A 24,626-nucleotide genomic window follows, 5' to 3' on the forward strand; every position below is an offset into this window, starting at 1 on the left:
CTTTGAAAATGACGTCAAGGAAGCTGGCGGATTTATTAAAACAGCGCCTGCAGCACGAGAACCGATCCTTCTTTTTTGACAGAGAAAAAGACACCCTCCGTGTTGAGGATCAAACAACCAAAAAAGGCATCACATTGGAGCTCCCGCCGATCATTGCGAAATGGGAGACGAAAAAAGAAGAAGCGATCGACGAAATCGTCTACTATGTGTCAGAAGCGATGGAGGCGATGGAAGGCAGCGGACAGGAGATGTCCGGAAAGGAAGCCGGAATCTATCCGGTCATCCGCTCCACGTCATTTCCCGATCAAACGAGCGACGGCATTCCGCTCGTGTATGATGACCATACGGCCGAAACGAGAATCTACTACGCGCTTGATCTCGGTAAGACGTACCGCTTAATTGACAGCCGTATGCTCGAGAAAGAAAACTGGACAAAAGAACGCATCAGGGAGACGGCGTCATTCAATCTCCGCTCTCTTCCTTCGGTCGTGAAACAGGATACGGTTGCGGACAATTATTTTTATTTTTTCAGGGCGAATGACGGCTATGACGCCAGCCGGATTCTCAATGATTCGATTCTTCATGAATACAAGCAGGCCGCTGAAGGCGAATTGGCGATTTCCGTTCCGCATCAAGATGTATTAATACTTGCTGACATTCGAAATGAATCGGGGTATGATATTTTAGGGCAAATGTCCATGAGCTTCTTTGCAAGCGGCACGGTGCCGATTACGGCCCTTTCATTTCTGTATAATGAAGGCAGACTGGAACCTGTGTTTATCATGGCGAAAAGCCGGCCGAAAAAGGATTAGAAAGGATTTTTCTTATGAACGCTTTTTACAATAAAGAAGGTGTGGGAGATACGCTTCTGATCTCTCTTAAAGATGCAGCACGCGAAGAAATCGGCTATGAAAGAGAAGGCGATGTCGTCAGAATCTTTAACAAAGAAACAAAAGAAACGACGGGCTTTAACATTTTTAACGTGTCTTCTTACTTACAGATTGAGGACAACGGCCCCGTCGCTTTGTCTGAGACATTCGTTCAGGATGTGAATGAAATACTGAACAGAAACGGCGTTTCAGAAACGCTGACGGTTGACCTTTCTCCGAAATTTGTTGTCGGTCACGTTGAATCGAAAGAAAAACATCCGAATGCGGATAAACTGAATATCTGCCAAGTGAATGTGGGAGAGGAAACCCTTCAAATCGTTTGCGGCGCGCCGAACGTGGACAAAGGGCAAAAAGTCGTCGTCGCTAAAGTCGGCGCGGTAATGCCGAGCGGACTTGTGATTAAAGACGCTGAATTAAGAGGCGTTCCGTCAAGCGGCATGATCTGCTCCGCGAAAGAACTCGCTTTGCCGGATGCGCCGGCGGAAAAAGGGATTCTTGTTCTTGAAGACAGCCGCGAGGCCGGCGAAGCATTTCAATTCTAACTCCCATAAATAAGCGCACAGAATCGAATGATGTGAGAGAAAGCCGTTAAGCAGGCCTGCTTAACGGCTTTCTTCAGTTGGGAGCTTAATCTTTTCTGAGCCGCCCGGCAATGGTATACTAAATATCGTCCCAGACTACTAAAAAGGGAGTTAGAGAGTGATTAAACATGAGTTGGCTGAATAAATTTTTTGACTTATTTTTAGGTGAAAAAGAAGAAGAGCATGAACGTGAACCGAACACGCATGCCCAAATCCCGAAACAGCACATACCGGATCAGCCAGAAGGCAAATTAACGCGCATGGAAGATCCTAAAATATATTACGAATATCCGAAAGGGAATTTCCGCTTCCCGGTCGTTCCGGACGGCTATAAGCGAACGGAGCAAAACCAAAGACAGCGGGAAAGGCACGAACGCCGCCAGCCGTCCCGGGGTTATGCCGCCGGGAAGGAGCAAACCGAGCGGAAACAGCATACACATAAAGAGCCTGATGCCGTGAAAAAGCCCTTTAAACCGTCATCCATTCCTTCACCGGTTTACGGCTTTCAATCTCAGCACAGCATCAAAAAAGCGCCTATTTCCGAAAAGCGGCGTGAAGAGAACGTAACATTGCTGTCAGAGGAGCAATTTGTTCCGCCAAAATCCGGTCAGGAAACGGAAAAAGAGCCCGTCTTCACAACATCCGGCATAACAAAACAGACGAATGACCGGCCAGACCCGTTTGCGAAACAAGAAACGGAAGAAATCCAGGCCGTTAAAAAAGAGGAGCTTCACACCGAGGCTGAGAATGCAAAAGAGCAAGTGTTTGCAGCACCAGAACCGCAGCAGGCTGAAGAGCGGGAGCACACCGAAAGCGCGGAGTCTGCCGGCTTTACAGAAGAACAAGAGCATGAACAAACCCGCCCGCAGCCTATAATAGAGCCTGAGTATGAAGCATCCCGAACGGCTGAAAACACAGAGGAATATCAGGAGCCTGAGCCGGAAAAAGCACCGCCTTTTGAAACCGCAGAAGAACCGGTGTATACATACACAGAACCCGGATACGATGAGGAAGTTCAGCCGCAGCCTGAAGACAAGCCCGAATCAGCTGAAACCGACGCGAAACAGGAAGCAGACTCTCAGCCTGAGTACAATGAAGCAGAGCGGCATTCAGACCCCGAGCCTGAACCTGTAAGCATTGAGACGGCCGATGCCCCGTCCCGGCCTGCCGAAGAAAAAACGGAGCATCACGGACAGCCTCAGACTGTGAGAAAAGCGGAGCGGCCGAAAGAGCGCAATGTTCCGTTTAACGTCATGATGCTTAAAAGCGATAAACACAAGCAGACGAAGACGCCAGAGGGCGGAGCGAGCTATGTCTTTCCGAATCTGTCGCTTCTGGACGTACCGCCGGCGCAAAGACATGACGACCAATCGTGGATTGAAGAACAGCGCGAGCTTTTAAACGTTACGCTTAAAAACTTTAATGTGCGCGCCCAAGTCGTTCATGTCACACAAGGCCCGTCCGTCACAAGATTTGAAGTGCATCCTGAGCCGGGAGTGAAAGTAAACAAAATTACAAACTTAGCAGATGATATAAAACTGAGTTTATCTGCCAAGGATATTCGGATTGAGGCGCCGATCCCCGGCAAAAACACGATCGGCATTGAAGTTCCGAACCGCGTAAGCAAGGTCGTTGATTTACGGCAGATGATCAGAAGCGCCGCTTTCAGGACGAATCCGTCTCCGCTTACAGCCGCGCTCGGTGTCGATATTTCCGGCAACCCGGTCGTCATTGATTTGAAAAAAATGCCGCACGGCTTGATTGCGGGTGCGACAGGATCGGGAAAAAGCGTCTGCATCAATACCATTTTGGTCAGTCTGCTTTATAAAGCAGATCCGAGCGATGTCAAAATGCTTTTGATTGATCCGAAAATGGTCGAGCTTGCGCCTTATAACCAAATTCCGCATTTAGTCAGCCCCGTCATCACGGACGCCAAAGCCGCAACCGCGGCGTTAAAATGGGTTGTGGAAGAGATGGAACGGCGGTATGAACTGTTTGCTCATTCAGGTGTGAGAGATATCGGCCGCTTTAATGAATTAACGGCCGATCATAAGACAGGCGAAAAGCTCCCGTACCTCGTAGTCGTTATTGATGAGCTTGCCGATTTAATGATGGTCGCGCCGAACGATGTGGAAGAAAGCATTGCCAGAATCGCACAGAAAGCGAGAGCCTGCGGCATTCATCTCCTCGTCGCGACACAGCGTCCGTCTGTCGATGTCATTACCGGCATGATCAAGGCGAACATCCCGACGAGGATCGCATTCTCCGTCTCAAGCCAGGTAGATTCCAGAACGATTATCGACATGGCGGGGGCGGAAAAGCTGCTCGGAAAAGGCGACATGCTGTACTGGGAAAACGGTACCGGAAAACCGGTGCGTCTGCAGGGCAACTTTGTGTCCGACAGAGAAATTGACCGCGTCGTCTCTCATGTCAGAAAACAGCTGCCGCCTTCTTATTTGTTTGAACAGGAAGAACTGATCAGGCAGGGAACCGCCCTTAAGGAAGAAGACGAACTGTTTCCTGAGGCGTGCCAATTCGTCGTGGAGCAAAACAGCGCCAGCACCTCAAGCCTTCAAAGAAGGTTCAGAATCGGTTATAACCGCGCCGCGAGGCTGATTGACATGATGGAAGCCGAAGGCATGATCTCAGAAGCGAAGGGCAGCAAACCCCGTGAAGTGCTGATTACGGCCGCTGACATTTCTCAAGAATAAGAATATCGTTCATTTTTCTCACAAACATGGTATGATAGTGGATGGACCATCAAAACTGCATCACTGTCACGCGCTGAAATATCATGCGGCAGGTTTAATCAAAAAGAAAGTTACAGATACTGACGATAACGTAAAAATAAATGGAAGCGCCGCTGTGCGGGCTTTTCGCCCGCTGCGGTCGCAAAATGAAATGAGCGTCATATACTGGGGAACAGATAGACGTTTGTTGGAGGTACGATTATGACTGTTTATCATTTTGTTGGAATAAAAGGGACAGGTATGAGCCCGCTTGCTCAAATCCTGCATGATACAGGGTATCAGGTGCAGGGATCGGATATCGAGAAGCAGATTTTCACTCAGGCTGCCCTTGAAAAAAGAAATATCCCGATCTATCCGTTCAGCGCCGATAACATCAAACCGGGCTTAACGGTAATCGCCGGAAACGCATTCCCTGATTCTCATCCGGAAATCGCAAAGGCGCTCGCTGAAGGGATTCCTGTCATCAGATATCATAAATTTTTAGCTGAATATATGAAAAAATACACAAGTGTCGCGGTAACGGGCGCACACGGCAAGACGTCCACAACGGGCCTCTTGGCACACGTGATGCAGCAGGCGAAGCCGACTTCGTTTCTTATCGGGGACGGAACGGGCAGAGGAAATGAAAGCAGCGAATACTTTGTATTTGAAGCCTGCGAGTACCGCCGTCATTTCTTAAGCTATCAGCCTGATTATGCGATTATGACGAATATTGATTTTGACCACCCTGATTATTTCGCCAACATTGACGATGTGTTTGATGCTTTCCAAAACATGGCGCTTCAAGTCAACAAAGGCATCATTGCCTGCGGTGATGACGAGTACCTGCCGAAAATTCACGCCAATGTGCCTGTCGTGTATTACGGCACGGGAGAAGAAAATGATTTTCAAGCGAGAAACATCGTGAAAAATACGGAAGGCACGACATTTGACGTCTTTGTCCGCAATACGTTTTACGATACGTTCTACATCCCGGCATACGGCCATCACAATGTCCTCAATTCCTTAGCGGTCATTGCGCTCTGCCACTATGAAGAGATAGACGTGAACATGATTAAGCTCGGACTTGAATCATTCGGCGGCGTCAAACGCAGATTCAATGAAAAAGTGATCGGCAGCCAGGTACTGATCGACGACTACGCCCACCATCCGACTGAAATCAAAGTCACGATTGAGGCGGCGCGCCAAAAATATCCCGAACGTGAAATCATCGCGGTATTTCAGCCGCATACGTTTACCCGGACGCAATCATTCCTGGATGAATTCGCAGAAAGCTTAAGCGCGGCCGACCGCGTGTATCTGTGCGACATTTTCGGCTCTGCCCGCGAGAACGTCGGCAAGCTCACGATCACGGATCTTCAGGAAAAAATCGATAACGCAGAACTCATTGAAGAAAATGACACATCCGTGTTAAAAGCGCATGAAGGCGCAGTGCTGATCTTCATGGGCGCCGGAGACATTCAAAAATATATGAGAGCCTATGAAAACGTCATAGCGTAACAAAAAAGCAGTGGGGCTCTCACTGCTTTTTTGCGCGTCCTGCAAAAGGGATTTACCGATAAACGGAGAAATAGTATACATACAGACCTTTCATATATGTTTATCATTTTAAGAATTGGGTATATACCACTATATCCTGCATTATAAGGAGGTATTAGATGATCATCATTCTTTACTTAAGCGTCGCACTCATTGCCGTTGCATTTCTCATCCTCGTCATCTATCTGTCCAAAACATTAAAGTCCGTGCAGATGACTTTAACAAACGTAGCCTCGACTTTAGACGGCCTTGAAGGGCAGATGAAAGGCATTACCGCAGAGACAGCCGAGCTGTTACATAAGACAAACCGTCTCGCGGAAGACATTCAGGAAAAATCAGAGAAATTAAATACGGTTGTCCATGCTGTTCAGGAAGTGGGAACTTCCGTCCAGCAGTTTAATACATCCATAAAGCAGGCAGCAGGTTCCGTTACGGCCTCTGTAAGAGAGAATCAGGATAAGATCAGTCAGGTTGTCACCTGGAGCCAGGCCGCTATGGAAATATGGGACAAGTGGAAGCAAAAGAAAAAAACATCGCTTTAATCATAAGAAAAATCCACTAAGGAGGAATCATAATGAGCAAAGATGGAATCAATAGTAAGGATTTTTTAATCGGAACGCTGATCGGGGGAATTATCGGCGCGACAACGGCGTTGTTTCTGGCGCCTAAATCAGGTAAGGAGCTGCGCGACGATCTCGGCAGTCAGGCTTCTGCGTTAAAGGATAAGACGGACAGAATGACGGCCGATGCGAAAGAAAAAGGCTCTCAATATGTCAGCATCGCCAAGGACAAAACATCTAATATCACCCAGCTGGTAGCTGATCAGTCAGGCCAGATTATGAATAAAGTGAAGGATTTAAAAGACCGTTCTAAGAGCACACTAACCGAGAAAGCCGAAGAGACGAGAAGCGAAATGCAGGACACGGCCCAAAGCATCAAGGCCGAAGCGGAAGACGCCGGGGAAAAAGCCGGTCAGGCAAATCGCTGATCTTCAATAAGGAGAGATAACCGACATGACAAAACAGCTGATATCGTCTGAAGAAGAGTTCAAAAATGCCGCTGAGAAAGAAAACACGCTCGTGTTTTTGAAACACAGCACAACCTGCCCGATCAGCCAAGCCGCGTTTCAGGAGTTTGACGTCTTTGCATCGGAGCATTCAGAAGTACCTTCTTATTACCTGCATGTGCAGGACAGCCGGCCGCTTTCAAACTATATCGCCGAGACATACGGCGTGAAACATGAAAGCCCGCAAGTATTCGTCATTACAAACGGCGAAGTGAAATGGCACGCGTCTCATTCACAAATCACAAAAAACGCAATAGAGCAGCACCTTTCATAATTGCTGGCCGCCGGTTGATACCGGCGGTTTTTTTTTTGAAAAAAACTATTGATCATTTCAGCCGGATCATGTAGGATATCAATATATACTGCTTCAACGCATAAAAGCTTAAAAGCTTAAAAGCGTTTTGGTGATAAAGTCGAATGTGAAAAAATTTATTATTTCATATTCCTATTTTCGCATAACTGTAGTAAGATGCATGTTAACCATTAAAATAAAACATAGCATAGAAGGGATGAAAAAGATGAGCAACAAGGAATTAGAGAGCCTAAGACAGCAGGCAGACGCACTAAACTTAGAAATCCTTAAATTAATCAATGAACGTGGAGCCGTTGTAAAAGAAATCGGTAAAGCAAAGGAAGCACAGGGTGTCAACCGATTTGACCCTGTCAGAGAGCGTACAATGCTTAACCGCATTATTGAAAGCAATGACGGCCCATTTGAAAACTCAACGATCCAGCATATTTTCAAAGAAATTTTCAAAGCCGGACTTGAACTTCAAGAAGAGGATCACAGCAAAGCGTTGCTCGTCTCCCGGAAGAAAAAAGCAGAAGATACGATCGTTGACATAAAAGGTGAAAAAATCGGTGACGGCGATCAGAGATTCATCGTCGGACCTTGTGCCGTAGAAAGCTATGAGCAGGTTGCCGAAGTAGCGGCCGCAGCGAAAAAACAAGGCATTAAAATCCTCCGCGGGGGCGCGTTTAAACCCCGCACAAGTCCGTATGATTTCCAAGGTCTCGGCGTAGAAGGCCTGCAAATTCTTAAACGCGTCGCTGATGAATATGACCTCGCGGTGATCAGTGAAATCGTAACGCCCGCACACATTGAGCAAGCGATTGATTACATTGACGTCATTCAGATCGGCGCGCGGAACATGCAAAACTTTGAATTGCTGAAAGCGGCCGGCTCCGTTAAAAAGCCGGTATTGTTAAAACGCGGTCTTGCCGCAACAATTTCAGAGTTCATCAATGCAGCTGAATACATCATGTCACAAGGAAACGACCAAATCATTCTTTGTGAGCGCGGAATCAGAACGTACGAAACGGCAACGAGAAACACACTCGACATTTCTGCCGTGCCGATTTTGAAACAGGAAACTCACTTGCCGGTGTTTGTTGACGTCACACACTCAACAGGCCGCCGCGATCTCCTGCTTCCGACAGCAAAAGCGGCGCTTGCGATCGGCGCTGACGGCGTGATGGCCGAAGTTCACCCTGATCCTTCCGTTGCCCTTTCAGACTCTGCGCAGCAGATGGATATACCTGAATTCGAGAAATGGCTGAACGAATTAAAGCCAATGCTGAAAGTAAAAGCATAATACAACGTCCCGCTCTTTAAAGGCCGCCTCGCGCGGCTTTTTTTCGTATCTTCATTTTATTTAATTATAAAATGAAAGTGAACGTTTTCATCCCTGGGAAAAACGTGTATAATTTCATGAGAGATATTTAAATTTGATGAATAATGAAAAATAATGTACACTACTGACTTACGCTTACAATCATAAACGACAGAATGCGAAATCGTACGACATTTCTTTACATAAAGTGTTTATGCTATAGATAAGGATAAGTGTATCCAGTAAAAGGAGTGGTTTCAGTGAGCAACATTACGATATACGATGTGGCCAGAGAAGCAAATGTCAGTATGGCGACTGTTTCCCGCGTCGTGAACGGCAACCCGAATGTAAAACCGACGACCAGAAAAAAAGTATTGGAAGCCATTGACCGGCTCGGCTACCGCCCGAACGCGGTGGCAAGAGGGCTTGCAAGCAAAAAAACGACAACGGTCGGCGTCATCATCCCTGATATCTCAAGCATTTTCTACTCTGAACTTGCGCGTGGAATTGAAGATATCGCGACGATGTACAAATATAATATTATTTTAAGCAACTCGGACCAAAATCTTGAGAAAGAACTGCATCTGTTAAATACGATGCTTGGCAAACAAGTGGACGGTATCGTATTTATGGGCGGCAACATTACGGACGAGCATGTCGAAGAATTTAAGCGCTCTCCTGTGCCGATCGTCTTGGCGGCATCAGTGGAAGAACAGGGCGAGACGCCTTCTGTCGCCATTGATTATGAACAGGCGATTTATGATGCCGTTAAGCTTTTCATTGATAAAGGGCATCGCGATATTGCATTCGTCTCCGGACCGATGCAAGAGCCGATCAACCGTTCGAAAAAACTGCAAGGGTACAAACGGGCGCTTGAAGAAGCGGCGATTCCGTTTAACGAGCAATTCGTAGCGGAAGGCGATTACACCTATGATTCCGGTATGGAGGCGCTTCAAAGCTTGATGGGCCTTGACCGGAAACCGACGGCGATTCTTTCTGCGACGGATGAAATGGCCCTCGGCATTATCCATGCGGCCCAAGATCAAGGTCTTTCGATTCCTGATGATCTTGATATTATCGGTTTTGACAATACGAGACTGAGCCTGATGGTCCGCCCTCAGCTTTCAACAGTCGTGCAGCCTACGTACGATATCGGCGCTGTGGCGATGAGACTTTTGACAAAACTGATGAACAAAGAGCCAGTTGAAGAGCATATCGTCGAATTGCCTCACCGCATCGAATTAAGACAATCAACCAAGTCATAAAAAAACGGAAAAGCAAGCTTCACTCTGAGGGGTGGAATCTTGCTTTTTTACTTGAGTAAGGAGAAGATATGAAACGTTTTGATTATCTGACGCCCGTTGGCTTTATGTTAGGCTGTATTATTGTCGCAATCGGTATTCTGTCAGGGACGGGACTGGCGGGAATCAGTTCATTTTTAGATTTGACTTCTTTTTTAATCGTCACAGGCGGCCTTGCTGCGGCGATCTTTATCAGTTTTCCGCCGAGGGATTTAAAGAAAACCCCTTCTGTTCTGAAACAGGTATTCTCCCGTCAGGATGACAATGTGAAAGAGCTTGTCAGAGTATTTGTCAGCCTTTCGGAGCAGGCGCGCAGGCAGGGGCTTCTGTCTCTGGATGACCGGGCGCGTGAGATCAAGGATCCGTTTTTAAAAAAAGGGCTTTTGCTTGCGATTGACGGCTGGGACGAGGAAACGATCCGGCTGGTGATGGATTCTGAGATCGCCGCGATGGAAGAAAGACACAGAAAAGGAAGACGCGTTTTTGAAAAAGCCGGTGATTTCGCACCCGCCTGGGGAATGATCGGGACGCTCGTCGGGCTCGTTCTCATGCTCAAAAACTTAAATGACCCGCATACCCTCGGACCGAACATGGCCGTTGCGCTATTGACGACGCTGTACGGAGCGCTGCTTGCCAACTTGGTGTTTATCCCAATCGCGGCAAAGCTTGAAGAAAAAACGGAAAGTGAAATTTTCATCAAACAGGTCATGATCGAAGGGGTTGTCGGCATCCAATCGGGCAAAAACCCCCGCAACCTCGAAAGTCAGCTCGTTGTCTTCAGCTCAAGAGAAGACTGGCGTAAAGGACAGCCTGCGAACAAGAAAAAGGGCGCTGTCCATGAAGCTTAGAAAAGAGCGTTTTGAAAGAAGAAACAAACCGGAACATTCCGGCGGTTCACCGAGATGGATGGTGACGTTCGCTGACTTGATCACGCTCATTCTCGTGTTCTTTATATTGCTTTTTTCGATGTCGCAAATAGACGCGGAAAAATTTCAATCTGCCGTTTCATCGATTCATACAAACGGCAGCGGGGGTGAACCGGCGTCATCAGACAAAGCAAACGAAAATAAAGAACAGGATTTGCTGTTACAAAACGTGAAGACATACATAAAAGCGCATCATTTGAGTTCGAAATTGACGGCGAAGCGCGATGAGCGCGGAGTGGTTCTGGTGCTGCAGGAGGCCGTTCTGTTTCAGACGGGAAAAGCGGATGTGCTGAAAAACGCCGAGCCGGTTCTGCATCAGATCGCGGTGCTTTTAAAAACAATTCCGAATGACATACAGGTAGAAGGCCATACGGACAGCCGCCGGATTTCCACCTATCAATTTCCGTCAAATTGGGAGCTGTCGTCTGCAAGAGCGGCGAGTGTGATCCGGTATTTTACCGCGAATGAAGACTTTTCCGCCAAACGGTTTATCTCTGCCGGGTATGCGGATACGAAACCTGTGAAGGACAACAAAAGTCCCGGACATATGAAAGAAAACCGCCGTGTAGAAATTGTGATCAAAAAAACGACCTCCTCATAAGGTCGTTTTTTATTTAGTTTTATACCGCTGCTCAGACCGGATGGCAAAAAGTGCTTTTTCCACGGTTTGGGCATTTTTTTCTGAAATTTCTTCTTTGCGGGGAATCGGAGGATATAATTGTTCAGGATCACTCCAAAAAGCGGGCAACGTGCAGGGGGAGTGCTTCTGCCATTTATCAATCCATTTCTGCGGTATGCGCTCCCCGGGATCAATCCCTTTCATCTCAAGCCAAATGCGGCTCCACGCTCTCGGGACGACTCTCCAAATATCGTATCCGCCGCCGCCGACCGCGATCCATCTGCCGCTGCAATATTGATGGGCTAATGAATGAGCAAGCCGCGGGATCTCCTGATAAATGGAGATTGTATTGGACAGGTGTGTCAATGGGTCGTAATAATGGGCGTCCGCACCGTTTTGGGTAAGAATCACATCCGGCTTGAAAAAAGCCGCGATTTCTGAGGCGGCCGTATTGTAAGCGTGAAGAAAGGAATCGTCCTCTGTGAAAGCGTCCAGCGGAATGTTAAAAGAATAGCCGTAGCCTTGCCCGCTTCCTTTTTCCAGTACCTGTCCCGTCCCGGGAAATAAATAACGCCCGGTCTCGTGAAAAGAAACAGTGCAGACATCAGACCTGTCGTAAAACGTAAATTGAACGCCGTCGCCGTGATGAGCGTCTGTATCAATGTATAACACTTTTGCCCCGTAGTTCTTCTGGATGTATTGGATGGCCACGGCGCTGTCATTATAGATACAAAAGCCTGAGGCCCTGCCGCGGAAGCCGTGGTGAAGGCCGCCTCCTAAATTGCAGGCGTGCCTTGCTTGTCCCGTCATGACATAATCAGCCGCCGTTAAGGTGCCGCCCACCAGAAGTGACGCGGCTTCATGCATGCCGGCAAAAACGGGGGTGTCTTCCGTTCCGAGACCGTAGCTTTCTCCTTCTGCGGCAGGGAGCCGGCCCGCACCCGCTAGTTCCACCGCCTGTATATAATCCTCCGTATGAACGAGAGCCAGCTCTTCTTTAGCGGCCGCGCGCGGTGTGACGATATCTCCTTCGTCAAACGCATCCGCCGCCTGAAGCAGATCGTATGTTAAAAGCACACGACGCTGATTGAACGGATGTTCCTGATGAAATTGATACGTCTGATAAGAAGGCGAGTAAACAAAAACGCTGTCTCTCATGGCTGATCCCTCAAATGTTTCGGCCATAAGACATTGTATCCGGCTTCTTGAACGGCACGGATAAAAGGGAGCGGATTCATCGTCTTCACCCGGAAGACGAGAATGTTCGACCCGGCGGACTCATGGGGATAGACGAGCACACTCAGGATTTGCAGCTGAAGATCACGGCACATGCAGCTGAGATCAGCAAGGCTTTTTGTCATATCCGTCACCAGGATTTCCACCTGTGATCCCGGCTGGGCCGCGCCTGTCAGGCTGACGAAAGTCCGGAGCACGTCGGTTTTCGTTAAAATGCCCGTCAGCTTATGGTTTACCGTAATCGGCAGACAGCCGATGCCGTGCTCATAAAAGGAAGCGGATATTTCTTCCACAAAGTCAAGCGGATGGGCGCAGATGACATTGCGCTTCATAATGGTCTCCACTTTGTTTGTCAGAAACGCGCCGCGTTCCTTTTGTTCAAAGCTGCCGGGGCCGGCCTGTTTAATGTCTCTGTCTGTGACAATACCGATGACGTGCAGCTCGTCGTCGATGACAGGGAGATGGCGGATATGATATATCTTCATTTTACGGACGGCTGTTTCAATGGAGTCGTGTTTTGAGACGGTGATGACGTCCCGTTTCATGATTTGTTCTGCAATCATCTTTTTCTCCCCTTTGTATGTCAGTCAATACATAAATCGCTGATAAAAACGAAGCCTGTCGAACTGTTCAATTGACTCCTGACTGACGTGCCTGCCGATGCGGGCCATCAGACAATTGGCCGGATGAGAGCTGATTTCCGGTTCATCCGTTGCGAACCAGACAAGACCCCCGGCATTCATCATCTTTTCCATGATCTTTCTGTATTCCCACACATCTTTTTTCATTCCTTTTAAATCCCAATGCCAGTAATATTCCGTCGTCATGATGATGTACCGTTCCATCTGTTCATCCATCATGCTGACTGTCAGCAAAGTTTTTCCGACAGAACAGCCCCTGTAGCCGGGAGCGACCTCGATCGCCCCGAGTTCAAGGAGGTCTTCCATATTTCCGTCAGACCATCGTTCAAGCGGATCAGGATATAAATACGTCACATAGCCGATAATCGTCTGTCCGTCCCTGGCAATAATGATCCGACCTTCAGGAAGCCCGGCGATCTCGATTAACGCTTTGTGCTGTTCATGAGGAAGGCGAAAGGCTGTCAGGCCTTCATGAAACTCATACTGTGCTAGATCCCCTGGAGGAACGGGCCCTTCTACTAAAAGAGGGCCGGCTGCTGTCTGAATTGATGAAGAATGGTACGTTTTATGATGTTTCACTGATTCACCGCCTGTCGGTTCTTAATAAAAACACATCTCTTTTAAGCATAACAAAATATAAAGCGTTTTCAATAGTGTTGTAATTTATATTTTAAAAATTGAGAAAACTGTGAACATCTACTATAATTAGTCTATAGATAAGCAAAGGGGGATGTTGCATGAATTTGAAAGCGTTGCCGGCGGAAAAGGGGAATTATCATCTGCGAAATTATGAGGAAACGTACCGCAGCTTCGATTGGAAAGAGGTCGAAGCGGCATTTTCCTGGCATCAGACGGGGAAGCTGAATGCGGCGTACGAAGCGATTGACCGTCATGCCGAATCATTTCGAAAAAACAAAGTAGCGCTATATTACAAGGACGCAAACCGGGATGAAAAATACACATTTAAAGAAATGATGGAGGAATCGAACCGGGCGGGAAATGTACTGAGACGGTATGGAAACGTGGAAAAAGGGGACCGCGTTTTTATTTTCATGCCGCGTTCGCCGGAGCTTTACTTTATCATGCTCGGCGCAATTAAAATCGGTGCGATCGCCGGTCCTTTATTTGAAGCATTTATGGAAGGCGCCGTCAAAGACCGCCTCTTGAACAGCCAGGCAAAGGTTGTCGTGACGACACCTGAACTGGCCGAACGGATTCCGGCGGACAGCCTGCCCGACCTCGAGCATATTTTCATTGTCGGCGGCAGCAAAGAAACGGGAGATAAAATCATTCATTATGATAAAGCGGCTGAGGGAGAAAGCACGAGACTTGATATTGAATGGATGGACAGAAGAGACGGCTACCTGCTTCACTACACATCAGGATCTACCGGAACGCCTAAAGGTGTGCTCCACGTTCATGAAGCCATGATTCAGCAATACCAGACCGGCAAGTGGGTGCTTGATCTTAAAGAAGACGATATTTACTGGTGCACTGCGGACCCGGGCTGGGTGACCGGGACGGTGTACGGGATATTTGCGCCGTGGCTGAACGGAGCGGCGAATGTGATCGTCGGCGGCAGATTCAGTCCGGAAAACTGGTACGGCACGATTGAGAAGCTCGGTGTCAGCGTCTGGTACAGCGCTCCGACGGCTTTCAGAATGCTTATGGGCGCCGGAGATGAAATGGCATCCAGATTTGACCTTACTTCACTTCGTCACGTCCTGAGTGTCGGAGAACCTTTGAACCCCGAGGTCATCAAGTGGGGACATAAAGTATTCGGCAAGCGCATCCACGACACGTGGTGGATGACAGAAACGGGCGGACAGCTCATTTGCAATTATCCTTGCATGGAGATCAAGCCGGGTTCAATGGGGAAACCGATTCCGGGAGTGGAAGCGGCGATCGTTGACAATCAGGGAAATGAGCTTCCGCCGTACCGAATGGGAAATATCGCCATTAAAAAGGGCTGGCCGTCGATGATGGATTCCATTTGGAACAATAAAGAGAAATATGATTCTTATTTCATGCCGGGCGGCTGGTATGTTTCCGGAGATTCTGCTTATATGGATGAAGACGGTTATTTCTGGTTCCAAGGCAGAGTCGATGATGTCATCATGACATCCGGCGAGCGCGTCGGCCCGTTTGAAGTCGAAAGCAAACTTGTTGAACATCCGGCGATTGCCGAAGCCGGCGTCATCGGAAAGCCGGACCCTGTCCGGGGAGAAATTATTAAAGCGTTTATCGCGCTCAGAGAAGGGCATGAGCCATCCGATCAGCTGAAGGAGGACATTCGCCTCTTTGTAAAACAGGGGCTTGCCGCGCATGCCGCACCGCGGGAAATTGAATTCAAAGATAAACTTCCGAAAACACGGAGCGGAAAAATCATGAGACGTGTGCTGAAGGCGTGGGAGCTGAACCTGCCGGCAGGCGACCTGTCCACAATGGAAGATTAAAGACGGCGTTGACATCGTATCTTATTTATGTTAAAAATGAGTAAGCTTCATACGAAAAGGTTTTGATTGAGACAAGTAGGGTATCTGATTGTTCAAGAGAGCTGATGGCCGGTGAAAATCAGCACATAAGATATGCCGAATACACTCATGAACCGCTTTTGCGAACAAAGCCATTCCAAGGCTTTCAGTAGTGAAAGAACGGACACGGTCCGTTATCAAAAAGAGTGATAAAAGCTTTTTTATGCTTTTATTAGTAGGGTGGTACCGCGATTATATCGTCCCTTCGTTTTAAACGAAGGGGCGTTTTTTATTTTCATAAACAAAGGAGCAGACAAAATGACTAATTTATTAGAGGATTTATCATTCCGCGGCTTAATCCAGCAAATGACGGATGAAGAAGGACTGAATAAACAGCTGAACGAAGAAAAAATCCGTTTATACTCAGGGTTTGACCCGACGGCTGACAGCCTGCACATCGGACACCTTCTGCCGATATTGACACTGCGCCGTTTCCAGCTTGCAGGCCACCATCCGATTGCGCTTGTAGGCGGCGCGACGGGACTGATCGGCGATCCGAGCGGCAAAAAAGCGGAACGTACGTTAAATACTCAGGATATCGTTGTCGAATGGTCGCAAAAAATTAAAAATCAGCTTTCCCGATTTTTAGATTTCGAGGCCGGAGAAAACCCCGCTGTCATAGCGAACAACTTTGATTGGATCGGAAAGCTGAGCATTATTGAATTTCTCCGTGACGTCGGAAAGAACTTCGGAATTAACTACATGCTTGCGAAAGATACTGTAAGCTCAAGAATTGAAACCGGAATTTCTTACACGGAATTCAGCTACATGATCCTGCAATCCTACGATTTTCTGAATCTGTACAGAGAAAAGAACTGCAAACTCCAAATCGGAGGCAGTGACCAGTGGGGCAACATCACGGCCGGTCTTGAACTGATCAGAAAATCAGAAGAAGAAGGGGCGAAAGCTTTCGGTCTTACCATTCCGCTCGTCACAAAAGCTGACGGCACGAAATTCGGCAAAACGGAAGGCGGCGCCATTTGGCTTGATAAAGAAAAAACATCGCCGTACGAATTCTACCAGTTCTGGATCAATACAGATGACCGCGACGTCGTCAAATACTTAAAATACTTTACTTTCTTATCAAAAGAGGAAATTGAAGGTTATGCTGAAAAAACGGAGACGGCTCCTGAGAAAAGAGAAGCGCAGAAACGTCTCGCTGAAGAGGTGACTGTTCTTGTACACGGCCGCGAAGCGCTTGAGCAGGCCGTTCATATCTCCCAGGCGCTGTTCAGCGGCAATATTAAAGAGCTTTCCGCTCAAGACGTCAAGGTAGGATTTAAAGATGTACCTTCGTTTGAAAAAGACCGCTCTGAAGAACTGTCTTTAGTAGACGTGCTTGTGGAATCTAAATTGTCGCCTTCAAAACGGCAGGCCCGCGAAGACATTCAAAACGGAGCTGTTTACATTAACGGCGAGCGCCAGACGGACATCGGGCATCTTCTGACTGCGGAAGACCGCATTGAAGATCAATTTACCGTACTGCGCCGCGGAAAGAAAAAATACTTCCTGATCACGTACTGAAAATAAAAAGCAGTCCGGCCGCTCAATGCGGCAGGCTGCTTTTTTATGTTTTGTGAATACTGCACGGGGAAATGAGTACAGTACATAGTATAAGCAAAACAGGGAAGGGGTGCTGCGCCGTGAATTTCATGTTTACCATCGCAAAAGAAAGATTGCAGCGGGATCATTGGGAACAGCAGCAAAGCATAAACGCCGAAGCCAAAGCCGAGGAATCAGAGACGGAAGAAGAAAATCCGACATCATAAAGGGAAAGCCTCCATTCTGCGGAATGGAGGCTTTTGATTGTCACCATATCAGCCTGACGGCGGCCATCAGCACGACTCCTGTGATGACCGTGATGGATAAGCTTTTTGTCCGCATCGCGCAAAGCAATGTCGGGATGAGAACGATCATTGCTTTCCAATCAAAGGTCAAAGCGCTGTTTGTTTTCACAATCATGCTTTCCGTTACCAGAGCCGTCAAAATGCAAAGCGGAATAAAGGAGAGCCATTTTAAAGCCAACTCAGGCATCTGAATGTTCCGGACAAATATAAACGGAACAATGCGCGGCACAAGTGTAACAATCATGCAGCCGAGTATAATCCAGATCATTTGTGTGCTGATGCTCATTTGTCCGTCACCACCCCGATCGTTGCCACAATCACGGTTGAGACGATGACCGCGATGTGTGACGGGACGAAATACGATAACAAGACCATAAAAATGATCATATAGAGAATTAAGGAGAGGCTGTGCTTCAGCTTTTCCGACGCGGACGATTGCAATTGCAGCACAAGCAGCGCCGCAAACATAGCGGGCAAAGCAAAGTCCAGGCCGAGCGCGTAAGGATCAGATATCCATTGTCCGAGAAGCCCGCCCATCACGCAGGAAATAACCCAGCACATGTAAGCGGTTATATTGAGGCCGTTCATCCACTTATCGTATAACCTGCCGTTCTGAGCCGCTTTGTTCACCGCTACTCCGAAAGATTCGTCAGTAAGCAAAGCCCCGAAGCCGATATTTTTCGCCAAAGAGTATTTCGTGAAATACGGCGCGATGGTCAGGCTCAGCAGAAGGTGCCGCAGATTGACGATAAACGTCGTTAAAATAATGGCGGAAATCGGACTCCCGGAAACAAGGAGCGAGCAAATAATAAATTGGGCGGCGCCGGCATAGACACACAAAGATAACAAACAAATTTCAAGAATGCTTAGATGAGAGGCAACGCCAACGATGCCGAAAGCAAAACCGATGCTCATATAGCCCAGCAGCGTAGGCACACAATCCCGCACCCCCTGTAAAAACGTATCGTTCATTTCCCGGGAAACGGCGGTTTTTTGCACTTCTGTGTTAATCATTTTTTATACTCCTTTCATAGAGATTATAATGATAACGACTAATGAAAAAATCAAAGAAAATACGGTTCACATTTATATGAACCGATTTCCGGTGACGACATGAAATAACGAATGGTTTTGTTTCATCAGGCCTTCAACTTTCTCAGCCCCGACTTCTTTCACAAGCTCCGCGAACATCAGATCGTGCCTCATATATTCCATAGCCACGAGAACGAGAGCGGGATCTTCTGATTTAATGGCCCAGGCATTCGTCTGCGGAGAAAAATTGGCGATTAAGACTTCTTTATTATCGCGGGCAGCTATCGTTAATCTTCCGCCCATCCGTTTCTCCGCCACTTCAGGAGACATATTATGATTTGTCGTATTTCCGAGCTTCACTTCCGGAGGGCCGAACACAATCGAAAAGACGGGCAATTGTTCGGCGGCGCGTTTGTTAGCGGCTTCTTGAATAAAGGGAATCTGCTGTTCCCAGACAGACAGCCACAACTCTTCCTCGGCTTTTTCAATCATATCCTTCATCTCATTGATGACATGATCATTCGTGCTGATGCGGCGGATGACATTCATCTCCTGCTCGCTTTCCAGTGCCAATAACTTTTCCTCAAGGTAGCCGAATGAACTCTCGAAATCATGCCGGAGCCGGTCGATTAATTCCTTTCCGGCAAGCGGGGCATATGTAACCGGATCAGACGGCACAATATGGACAGCGCCTTTATCAACTAATTTCCCCAATACTTCATAGATCATTGAGCGGGGGACGCCTGACCTTTTGCTGATTTCATATCCGGTAACAGGCGAGTGTTTCAACAAGCCGATATATGCTTTACATTCATATTGAGAAAATCCAAACTTCTGTAATTCTTTCAGAACATCCTCCATAAACATCCTCCGTAGTGGTTATTCATGAAACTACTATAATGTAAGCGGTTATATCTTGTCAATGGGACTTGAGTGCTGAAAGAAAGATGCGCCTGTTTTGTCGCTTTCCAACTTAGTTTATGGTGAGTTACATGTATGGCTTTTGTGAAAAACGTTGCCGTAGACCCACACGAATGCCGTTTGATACGATAAATTCAAGAAGTTAAAAAGAGGAGGATCACGGTGGAAAACACCTCTAAAATCGCTTTTTTATCGGTTATAAGCAATTCCCTGGTCGTCATGCTCAAAATAGTGGTGGGTATAATAACCGGATCTGTCGCGATACTTTCTGAAGCCATTCATTCTTTTTTAGATTTGATCGCCGCCTTCATTGCCTTTATCTCCGTCAGGATTTCAAAAAAGCCGGCTGATACAGGGCATCCGTACGGTCATGGAAAAGTCGAGAATCTGTCGGGGACTATCGAGACGATTCTGATTTTTGCGGCAGGGATTTGGATGATATATGAATGCGTTCAAAAACTGGTGAACCCGGCGCCGGTTCATCTGCCTGTATTGGGAATTGTTGTGATGCTTGCGGGGGCTCTCATTAATTTGATCGTTTCGAAGTTCGTAAAAAGAGAAGCCGAAAAGGTTAATTCCGTGGCAATGAAATCAAATGCCCTGCATTTACTGACTGACGTGTACACATCATTAGGCGTAGCGGCAAGCCTTTTGGTCGTTACCGTAACGGAGTGGTACATACTTGATCCCATTATAGGTATGGTGCTGGCGGTGTATATCATATATGAAGCGTTTAAGTTAATGAAAGAAGCATTCCCGCCGCTGATTGATACCCGTTTGTCGGAAGAGGAAGAAAAAACAATTTTAAAGATTATTGAAACATTTCAACAGGAATTTATTGAAATTCACGATTTTCGTACAAGACGCTCCGGCCCGCAGGAGTATATTGATTTTCACCTGGTCGTAGCCTCTCACGTGACGATTAAAGACGTGCATGACCTGTGTGACCGCATTGAAAGAGATATTACGAATGAATTCAAACAAGCACAGGTAATGATTCACCCCGAGCCGGAGAGCGAGAGGAAGAAATAAATCGATCTTAAGTTTGCGTTTGTTCCCGGCAAAATGCCTGCAAAAGGCCCGTTCCCACGGGTCTTTTTGTTGTATAAATGACTATTTCTCGCTCATATGAGAGATAAGCTTATACACGTGAGGGGTTCATTTCATACGTTATGTTGTAAAGAAAAAGGGAGGTGAACAGAATTGAACGCTATTTCTGTTAAAGAAATTGAACATGGAGTTGCCGTTGCGGAAAGAGAAGGTTTAGGGGAGTATTTATACCAAGAACCGGTTTCTAAAAAATGTTCGCGCCGTTCCCGCAGCAGAAAACGGACACACCGTTCTCGCAGCAGAAGACGGACGCATCACCGGACACACCGTTCCCGCAGCAGAAGACGGACGCATCACCGGACACACCGTTCCCGCAGCAGAAGACGGACACATCACCGGACACACCGTTCCCGCAGCAAAAGACGGACGCATCGCCGGACACACCGTTCCCGCAGCAGACGGTCTCATCAAAAACGTAGCCGCAAACGCTGTTTTAAATGCTGACTGCAGACTCTATTACAAGTAACGGGGATCTGCTATAATGGCAAGAGAACTGCATAAAAGATCCAGTATCATCATCTGCGGACACTGAACTGACAACATGGCGCTGTTTGTTCGTGTCCGTTTTTTATGTCAAAAAAGATGCCGGAGGATAAAAAGGAAGGGATGATGCCGAATGAAGCTGAATGAGGACTTTTATAACTCTGAAGGAAAGACAGTCTCTTCGCAAAACATAAGCAGCAAGCTTTTGCATATCACGGACAGCGGGCATATCAGCGTTGACTTCATCAGCATAAGCAGGCTGCGGAAGGCTTCAAAAATCGCGATCTTAGGTGACAGCGTCGCCCGGGGGCTGCGTGCGGAATACGGCTTTGGTGACATTCTGAAAGACCGGACAGACGCTGAAATAACCAATCTGTCTGTCAGCGGCGTTAATATGAGCAACAACGGAAGCGATAACATTTATCAGCAAGCGCTTAAAACAAAAGGACATGATGTCATTATTGTCCAGGGAACAGATGATGACTGGTGCAACCACATTCCCATCGGCACAGATGAAAAGGATATCACCACATTTTACGGAGGCTTCTGTCAAGTGATTCAGCAGCTGCGAAGCGGAAATAAAGGCGCGAGCATCATTGTGGTGACCCCAACGAGACAAGCAAAAATATCAAAAGGAAAAATCGTCCGCCGTGATACTGATAAAAATAAACTGGGCCTGAAGCTGGCTGACTATGTGAAAGCCCAAAAAGAAGCCTGCACACTCCTCTCTGTACCGTATGCCGACCTGTTTGATACAGATCTCATCGACCCGTATAATCCCGCTTTCCGAAGCATGTGCATGTCAGAAGGTCTTCATCCGAACGAGAAAGGGCATCAAATCATATTTCAGGAAATCTGCCGGAATTATTATTACTATTATGGGTAACACAGCGCTAACAGATTATTTTCGGCCTTGCTTTTCTAAAAGCTCAATTATTCTTTGAGATGCGTGTTTTTGCGCTCTCAAAAGCGAGATGATATTACCGGTAAAACCGATTAAAATGATCATCCACATAGCGAACCTCCTGTCGGGTTTAAAACATTCTCTCTTTATTTTACTTATTATGGATCGGCCGGAGAATAGGTCTAAACGAACGGTGTTTCTTTAAGAGTCCATAAAAAAAGCACAGACTGAACGGGTCTGTGCTTTTTTCTCTTATTTCAGCAGGTTCAATGATTCACGATTAAAGGCTTCCAAATCGTCAGGTGTTCTGCTCGTTACGATGTTATGGCTCACGACGACTTCTTCATCTTTATAATGTGCGCCGGCATTGATTAAGTCTTTGCGGATGCTGCGGAATCCCGTGATATCTTTTCCTTTAAGAAGGTCGGTATCAATCAGCAGCTGCGGGCCGTGGCAGATTGCGAAAACGGGTTTCTGATTTTCCACGAATGCTTTAGTGAATTCACCCGGGCGGTCATCTCCGCGCAGAAGATCCGGTGAAAAGCCTCCGGGAATCAATAACGCATCGAATTCCTTGGCGTCTGCGTCTGAGATCGCTTGATCGATCTTTACTTTCTCACCGTGCTTGCCCGTCACTTCTTTCCCTGCTTCCAAATCTATTGTCACCACACTGTGGCCCGCTTCTTTAAATGCTTCCGCCGGGCTTGTATATTCAATATCCTCAAATTGATCTGTCATCAGAACTGCGATTTTTTTGCTCATACATCATGCCCCCTGTGAATTTGTATATGACAAGAATATCAGGCGGATTGCCGCCTCACAACGTATTTGCTTGAAGATACGGCATGAAAAAAAGACCCCTCTGAAAAAGAGGAGCCAAAAGGTACGGAGGTCTGCTGAAACTTACGTGTTTAACCTGAGATAAGGCAAGAAATCGAACCAATTACTTTTTGCGTCTTTTTTTATCCTTTTTACACCCGCATTTCCCCGGATCGCCCGGATCAATGACTTCGTGAATTGTCTCTTCCTGATAAACATGGCGGGGAACATAACGGATATGTTCTCTGTTAATGTGTTTGATGGGATGGACGTAAACCACTTCTTTGTCAGTATACTTGTCAGTCACAATATACTTAGGGTCACAGTAATACACTTTCGATTTTTTACCCATTCATCTCACCTCCCGTACTTTATTAAATGCTGACAAGGAGGATTTTGCATCGGACAAGTACCCCATGGCAAGTCCACAATTTTTTATATGCAATTTCGTTTTTCTGGTTTTTCCTGAATCCGCCTCAAATTGGAATGGCTAACCCTTTTTGAGCGGGGAAATCTATAAAAAAGAATTCAAAAACGATTCTTTTCTCAGGTCAATCGAGATGCATACATCTTTAGGGGGATTTCAGAATGCTCGATGAAAAAACGATTGAAATCATTAAAAGCACAGTGCCGGTCTTAGAAGAGCATGGTGAAGAAATCACAGGCCGGTTTTATGACCTGCTGTTTCAGCATCACCCTGAACTGCTGAATATCTTTAATCAGACGAATCAAAAGAAAAAAACACAGCGTACGGCCTTATCGAATGCTGTGATTGCGGCCGCAGCCAATATTGACAGGCTGGAAAACATCGTTCCCGTCGTCAAACAAATCAGCCATAAGCACCGGAGTATCGGTGTTAAGCCCGAGCATTACCCAATCGTTGGAAAGTACTTGCTGATCGCGATAAAGGATGTGCTAAAAGACGGAGCTGCTCCTGAGGTCATTCAGGCATGGGAAAAAGCATACGGCGTTATTGCAGACGCTTTTATCGGAATTGAGAAGGACATGTATGAACAAGCGGAAACGCAAAAAGGCGGCTGGAAAGACTATAAGGCGTTTACAATTGATAAAAAGGTAAAAGAAAGCAAAGAGATAACGTCGTTTTATTTAAAACCGGAAGACGGACAAGTTCTCCCCGAATTCAAAGCGGGACAGTATATCAGTGTAAAAGTATACATTCCGGACACGGGCTATACGCATATCCGCCAATACAGCTTATCCGACGTGTCCGGTAAGGATTATTACCGGATTTCCGTGAAAAAAGAAGGGGTTGTTTCCTCATATCTGCATGACCAATTACACGAAAAGGATTCAATTGAGATCAGCGCTCCGGCCGGGGATTTCGTATTAGATCCTGATTCCAAAAAGAATCTCGTTCTCATCAGTGCCGGTGTCGGAATTACTCCGATGATCAGCATGTTAAAGACGGTTGCCAAAACCCAGCCGCAGCGAAACGTTCTCTTTATCCATGCGGCAAGGAGCGGAGAGTATCATGCGTTGCGGCATGAAGCTGAAGAAGCTGCGGAACACTCATCCGTTGACACCCTCTTTATTTACAGCGAGCCGTCCGAACAAGACCGTTCAGAAAACATTCGTTTTCGGGAAGGCCGGATTGACAAACAGCTGTTAGAAGAAGTGATGACAGATAAAGATGCTGATTTTTACTTGTGCGGATCACCGTCGTTCATTAAAGAAATGAAAAAGCTGATTTCTGAATTCAATACACCGCCGGAATCCATTCACTATGAATTATTCGAACCGCAGCTGAGTATGGTGTGACGCAGCAAAATCATAACAAGAAAAGACAGTCTGTT

26 protein-coding genes, 1 pseudogene and 1 other annotated feature are annotated in these 24,626 nt (G+C 47.0%); of the genes and pseudogenes, 19 read left to right on the plus strand and 8 right to left on the minus strand.

Annotation, left to right across the window (positions count from 1 at the left end):
* Positions 1–2: 2 nt before the first annotated feature.
* The 11 genes from BXO87_RS11435 (at position 3) to motS (ending at position 11,267) form a co-directional block, all read left to right on the plus strand.
* The gene (locus BXO87_RS11435; RefSeq protein ID WP_012118213.1) at positions 3–812 is read left to right on the plus strand and encodes a DUF1444 domain-containing protein; all 810 of its coding nucleotides are present in this window, start codon (positions 3–5) and stop codon (positions 810–812) included.
* A 14-nt stretch (positions 813–826) separates the two neighbouring features.
* Positions 827–1,432 carry a YtpR family tRNA-binding protein gene (gene ytpR, locus BXO87_RS11440; protein WP_003152375.1) on the plus strand — a complete coding sequence of 202 codons (606 nt, stop codon included), beginning with the start codon at positions 827–829 and terminating at the stop codon, positions 1,430–1,432.
* 167 nt (positions 1,433–1,599) lie between these two features.
* The gene (locus BXO87_RS11445; RefSeq protein WP_076851347.1) at positions 1,600–4,182 is read left to right on the plus strand and encodes a DNA translocase FtsK; all 2,583 of its coding nucleotides are present in this window, start codon (positions 1,600–1,602) and stop codon (positions 4,180–4,182) included.
* Positions 4,183–4,422: 240 nt separating this feature from the next.
* Entirely contained in the window at positions 4,423–5,721 is a 1,299-nt protein-coding gene (gene murC / locus BXO87_RS11450; RefSeq protein ID WP_032873626.1) for a UDP-N-acetylmuramate--L-alanine ligase, read from the plus strand.
* Positions 5,722–5,879: 158 nt separating this feature from the next.
* Entirely contained in the window at positions 5,880–6,302 is a 423-nt protein-coding gene (locus BXO87_RS11455) for a DUF948 domain-containing protein (protein WP_003152378.1), read from the plus strand.
* Between the two features lie 32 nt (positions 6,303–6,334).
* Entirely contained in the window at positions 6,335–6,748 is a 414-nt protein-coding gene (locus BXO87_RS11460) for a YtxH domain-containing protein (protein WP_003152380.1), read from the plus strand.
* A 25-nt stretch (positions 6,749–6,773) separates the two neighbouring features.
* The gene (gene ytxJ / locus BXO87_RS11465) at positions 6,774–7,100 is read left to right on the plus strand and encodes a bacillithiol system redox-active protein YtxJ (protein ID WP_076851348.1); all 327 of its coding nucleotides are present in this window, start codon (positions 6,774–6,776) and stop codon (positions 7,098–7,100) included.
* 244 nt (positions 7,101–7,344) lie between these two features.
* On the plus strand, positions 7,345–8,421 hold the full coding sequence (locus BXO87_RS11470; RefSeq protein ID WP_003152383.1) for a bifunctional 3-deoxy-7-phosphoheptulonate synthase/chorismate mutase: 1,077 nt from the start codon (positions 7,345–7,347) through the stop codon (positions 8,419–8,421).
* 278 nt (positions 8,422–8,699) lie between these two features.
* Complete coding sequence (ccpA, locus tag BXO87_RS11475) at positions 8,700–9,704, plus strand: catabolite control protein A (RefSeq protein WP_003152385.1); 1,005 nt, start codon at positions 8,700–8,702, stop codon at positions 9,702–9,704.
* 68 nt (positions 9,705–9,772) lie between these two features.
* Entirely contained in the window at positions 9,773–10,588 is an 816-nt protein-coding gene (motP, locus tag BXO87_RS11480) for a flagellar motor protein MotP (RefSeq protein WP_007613155.1), read from the plus strand.
* Positions 10,578–11,267: a flagellar motor protein MotS gene (gene motS, locus BXO87_RS11485; protein WP_003152387.1), complete on the plus strand. Its 690-nt coding sequence runs from the start codon at positions 10,578–10,580 to the stop codon at positions 11,265–11,267. Before motP ends, motS begins: the two co-directional genes overlap by 11 nt.
* Positions 11,268–11,276: 9 nt before the next feature.
* Here motS and BXO87_RS11490 read toward each other — a convergent pair whose 3' ends face one another.
* From BXO87_RS11490 to BXO87_RS11500, 3 genes are read right to left on the minus strand one after another with little or no spacing between them, the layout of a single operon-like run.
* Positions 11,277–12,443, minus strand: coding sequence for an acetoin utilization protein AcuC (locus BXO87_RS11490; protein ID WP_007408773.1), 1,167 nt, complete (start codon positions 12,441–12,443; stop codon positions 11,277–11,279).
* Positions 12,440–13,084, minus strand: a complete 645-nt coding sequence (locus BXO87_RS11495; RefSeq protein ID WP_007408772.1) for an acetoin utilization AcuB family protein — start codon at positions 13,082–13,084, stop codon at positions 12,440–12,442. Before BXO87_RS11495 ends, BXO87_RS11490 begins: the two co-directional genes overlap by 4 nt.
* 24 nt (positions 13,085–13,108) lie before the next feature.
* Positions 13,109–13,741: a GNAT family N-acetyltransferase gene (locus BXO87_RS11500; RefSeq protein ID WP_007408771.1), complete on the minus strand. Its 633-nt coding sequence runs from the start codon at positions 13,739–13,741 to the stop codon at positions 13,109–13,111.
* Positions 13,742–13,899: 158 nt separating this feature from the next.
* Between BXO87_RS11500 and acsA the strand changes: the two genes are divergently transcribed.
* From acsA to sr7p, 3 genes are all read left to right on the plus strand, one after another.
* Complete coding sequence (acsA, locus tag BXO87_RS11505) at positions 13,900–15,618, plus strand: acetate--CoA ligase (protein ID WP_061046945.1); 1,719 nt, start codon at positions 13,900–13,902, stop codon at positions 15,616–15,618.
* 53 nt (positions 15,619–15,671) lie between these two features.
* Positions 15,672–15,904, plus strand: a binding site (T-box leader).
* A gap of 50 nt (positions 15,905–15,954) precedes the next feature.
* Positions 15,955–17,220, plus strand: coding sequence for a tyrosine--tRNA ligase (tyrS, locus tag BXO87_RS11515; protein ID WP_015240395.1), 1,266 nt, complete (start codon positions 15,955–15,957; stop codon positions 17,218–17,220).
* A 119-nt stretch (positions 17,221–17,339) separates the two neighbouring features.
* The gene (sr7p, locus tag BXO87_RS21150; protein WP_007408768.1) at positions 17,340–17,465 is read left to right on the plus strand and encodes a small protein SR7P; all 126 of its coding nucleotides are present in this window, start codon (positions 17,340–17,342) and stop codon (positions 17,463–17,465) included.
* A gap of 40 nt (positions 17,466–17,505) precedes the next feature.
* Here the strand turns inward: sr7p and BXO87_RS11520 are convergent, their stop codons facing one another.
* From BXO87_RS11520 to BXO87_RS11530, 3 genes are all read right to left on the minus strand, one after another.
* Positions 17,506–17,829: an AzlD domain-containing protein gene (locus tag BXO87_RS11520; RefSeq protein ID WP_007408767.1), complete on the minus strand. Its 324-nt coding sequence runs from the start codon at positions 17,827–17,829 to the stop codon at positions 17,506–17,508.
* Positions 17,826–18,557 carry an AzlC family ABC transporter permease gene (locus BXO87_RS11525; RefSeq protein WP_003152395.1) on the minus strand — a complete coding sequence of 244 codons (732 nt, stop codon included), beginning with the start codon at positions 18,555–18,557 and terminating at the stop codon, positions 17,826–17,828. The genes BXO87_RS11520 and BXO87_RS11525 overlap by 4 nt, the downstream gene beginning before the upstream one ends.
* A gap of 72 nt (positions 18,558–18,629) precedes the next feature.
* Positions 18,630–19,436: a TrmB family transcriptional regulator gene (locus tag BXO87_RS11530; protein ID WP_007408765.1), complete on the minus strand. Its 807-nt coding sequence runs from the start codon at positions 19,434–19,436 to the stop codon at positions 18,630–18,632.
* 222 nt (positions 19,437–19,658) lie between these two features.
* On the opposite strand from BXO87_RS11530, the gene BXO87_RS11535 reads away from it, so the two are divergent.
* The 4 genes and pseudogenes from BXO87_RS11535 to BXO87_RS11545 all read left to right on the plus strand — a co-directional run bounded on the left by BXO87_RS11535 (position 19,659) and on the right by BXO87_RS11545 (position 21,975).
* Positions 19,659–20,528, plus strand: coding sequence for a cation diffusion facilitator family transporter (locus BXO87_RS11535; protein WP_014418648.1), 870 nt, complete (start codon positions 19,659–19,661; stop codon positions 20,526–20,528).
* A gap of 171 nt (positions 20,529–20,699) precedes the next feature.
* Positions 20,700–20,750, plus strand: a pseudogene (locus BXO87_RS21275) (hypothetical protein); the annotation flags it as partial.
* 47 nt (positions 20,751–20,797) lie between these two features.
* A complete protein-coding gene (locus tag BXO87_RS20320) occupies positions 20,798–21,025 on the plus strand; it encodes a hypothetical protein (RefSeq protein WP_084191237.1) in 228 nt (75 codons plus the stop codon).
* Positions 21,026–21,222: 197 nt separating this feature from the next.
* On the plus strand, positions 21,223–21,975 hold the full coding sequence (locus BXO87_RS11545; protein ID WP_029973317.1) for an SGNH/GDSL hydrolase family protein: 753 nt from the start codon (positions 21,223–21,225) through the stop codon (positions 21,973–21,975).
* Between the two features lie 270 nt (positions 21,976–22,245).
* Here the strand turns inward: BXO87_RS11545 and BXO87_RS11550 are convergent, their stop codons facing one another.
* Together BXO87_RS11550 and BXO87_RS11555 are read right to left on the minus strand one after the other, a co-directional pair.
* Positions 22,246–22,755 (minus strand): type 1 glutamine amidotransferase domain-containing protein, encoded by a 510-nt coding sequence (locus tag BXO87_RS11550; protein WP_007408760.1) that lies wholly within the window; start codon positions 22,753–22,755, stop codon positions 22,246–22,248.
* Between the two features lie 181 nt (positions 22,756–22,936).
* Positions 22,937–23,164, minus strand: coding sequence for a hypothetical protein (locus BXO87_RS11555; protein ID WP_003152402.1), 228 nt, complete (start codon positions 23,162–23,164; stop codon positions 22,937–22,939).
* A gap of 236 nt (positions 23,165–23,400) precedes the next feature.
* Between BXO87_RS11555 and hmpA the strand changes: the two genes are divergently transcribed.
* Positions 23,401–24,591, plus strand: a complete 1,191-nt coding sequence (gene hmpA, locus BXO87_RS11560) for an NO-inducible flavohemoprotein (RefSeq protein ID WP_032873653.1) — start codon at positions 23,401–23,403, stop codon at positions 24,589–24,591.
* The last annotated feature ends 35 nt before the right edge of the window (positions 24,592–24,626 follow it).

The organism is Bacillus sp. GZB (genome assembly GCF_001975995.1).
In the GTDB taxonomy this organism is placed as follows: Bacteria; Bacillota; Bacilli; order Bacillales; family Bacillaceae; genus Bacillus; species Bacillus velezensis.

Coding starts and splice junctions, on each gene's coding strand:
- ytpR (WP_003152375.1), top strand. CDS start 827: ATGAACGCTTTTTACAATAAAGAAGGTGTGGGAGATACGCTTCTGATC.
- BXO87_RS11445 (WP_076851347.1), top strand. CDS start 1,600: ATGAGTTGGCTGAATAAATTTTTTGACTTATTTTTAGGTGAAAAAGAA.
- murC (WP_032873626.1), top strand. CDS start 4,423: ATGACTGTTTATCATTTTGTTGGAATAAAAGGGACAGGTATGAGCCCG.
- BXO87_RS11455 (WP_003152378.1), top strand. CDS start 5,880: ATGATCATCATTCTTTACTTAAGCGTCGCACTCATTGCCGTTGCATTT.
- BXO87_RS11460 (WP_003152380.1), top strand. CDS start 6,335: ATGAGCAAAGATGGAATCAATAGTAAGGATTTTTTAATCGGAACGCTG.
- ytxJ (WP_076851348.1), top strand. CDS start 6,774: ATGACAAAACAGCTGATATCGTCTGAAGAAGAGTTCAAAAATGCCGCT.
- BXO87_RS11470 (WP_003152383.1), top strand. CDS start 7,345: ATGAGCAACAAGGAATTAGAGAGCCTAAGACAGCAGGCAGACGCACTA.
- motP (WP_007613155.1), top strand. CDS start 9,773: ATGAAACGTTTTGATTATCTGACGCCCGTTGGCTTTATGTTAGGCTGT.
- motS (WP_003152387.1), top strand. CDS start 10,578: ATGAAGCTTAGAAAAGAGCGTTTTGAAAGAAGAAACAAACCGGAACAT.
- BXO87_RS11490 (WP_007408773.1), bottom strand. CDS start 12,443: ATGAGAGACAGCGTTTTTGTTTACTCGCCTTCTTATCAGACGTATCAA.
- BXO87_RS11495 (WP_007408772.1), bottom strand. CDS start 13,084: ATGATTGCAGAACAAATCATGAAACGGGACGTCATCACCGTCTCAAAA.
- acsA (WP_061046945.1), top strand. CDS start 13,900: ATGAATTTGAAAGCGTTGCCGGCGGAAAAGGGGAATTATCATCTGCGA.
- tyrS (WP_015240395.1), top strand. CDS start 15,955: ATGACTAATTTATTAGAGGATTTATCATTCCGCGGCTTAATCCAGCAA.
- BXO87_RS11520 (WP_007408767.1), bottom strand. CDS start 17,829: ATGAGCATCAGCACACAAATGATCTGGATTATACTCGGCTGCATGATT.
- BXO87_RS11525 (WP_003152395.1), bottom strand. CDS start 18,557: ATGATTAACACAGAAGTGCAAAAAACCGCCGTTTCCCGGGAAATGAAC.
- BXO87_RS11530 (WP_007408765.1), bottom strand. CDS start 19,436: ATGGAGGATGTTCTGAAAGAATTACAGAAGTTTGGATTTTCTCAATAT.
- BXO87_RS20320 (WP_084191237.1), top strand. CDS start 20,798: ATGTTCGCGCCGTTCCCGCAGCAGAAAACGGACACACCGTTCTCGCAG.
- BXO87_RS11545 (WP_029973317.1), top strand. CDS start 21,223: ATGAAGCTGAATGAGGACTTTTATAACTCTGAAGGAAAGACAGTCTCT.
- BXO87_RS11550 (WP_007408760.1), bottom strand. CDS start 22,755: ATGAGCAAAAAAATCGCAGTTCTGATGACAGATCAATTTGAGGATATT.
- BXO87_RS11555 (WP_003152402.1), bottom strand. CDS start 23,164: ATGGGTAAAAAATCGAAAGTGTATTACTGTGACCCTAAGTATATTGTG.
- hmpA (WP_032873653.1), top strand. CDS start 23,401: ATGCTCGATGAAAAAACGATTGAAATCATTAAAAGCACAGTGCCGGTC.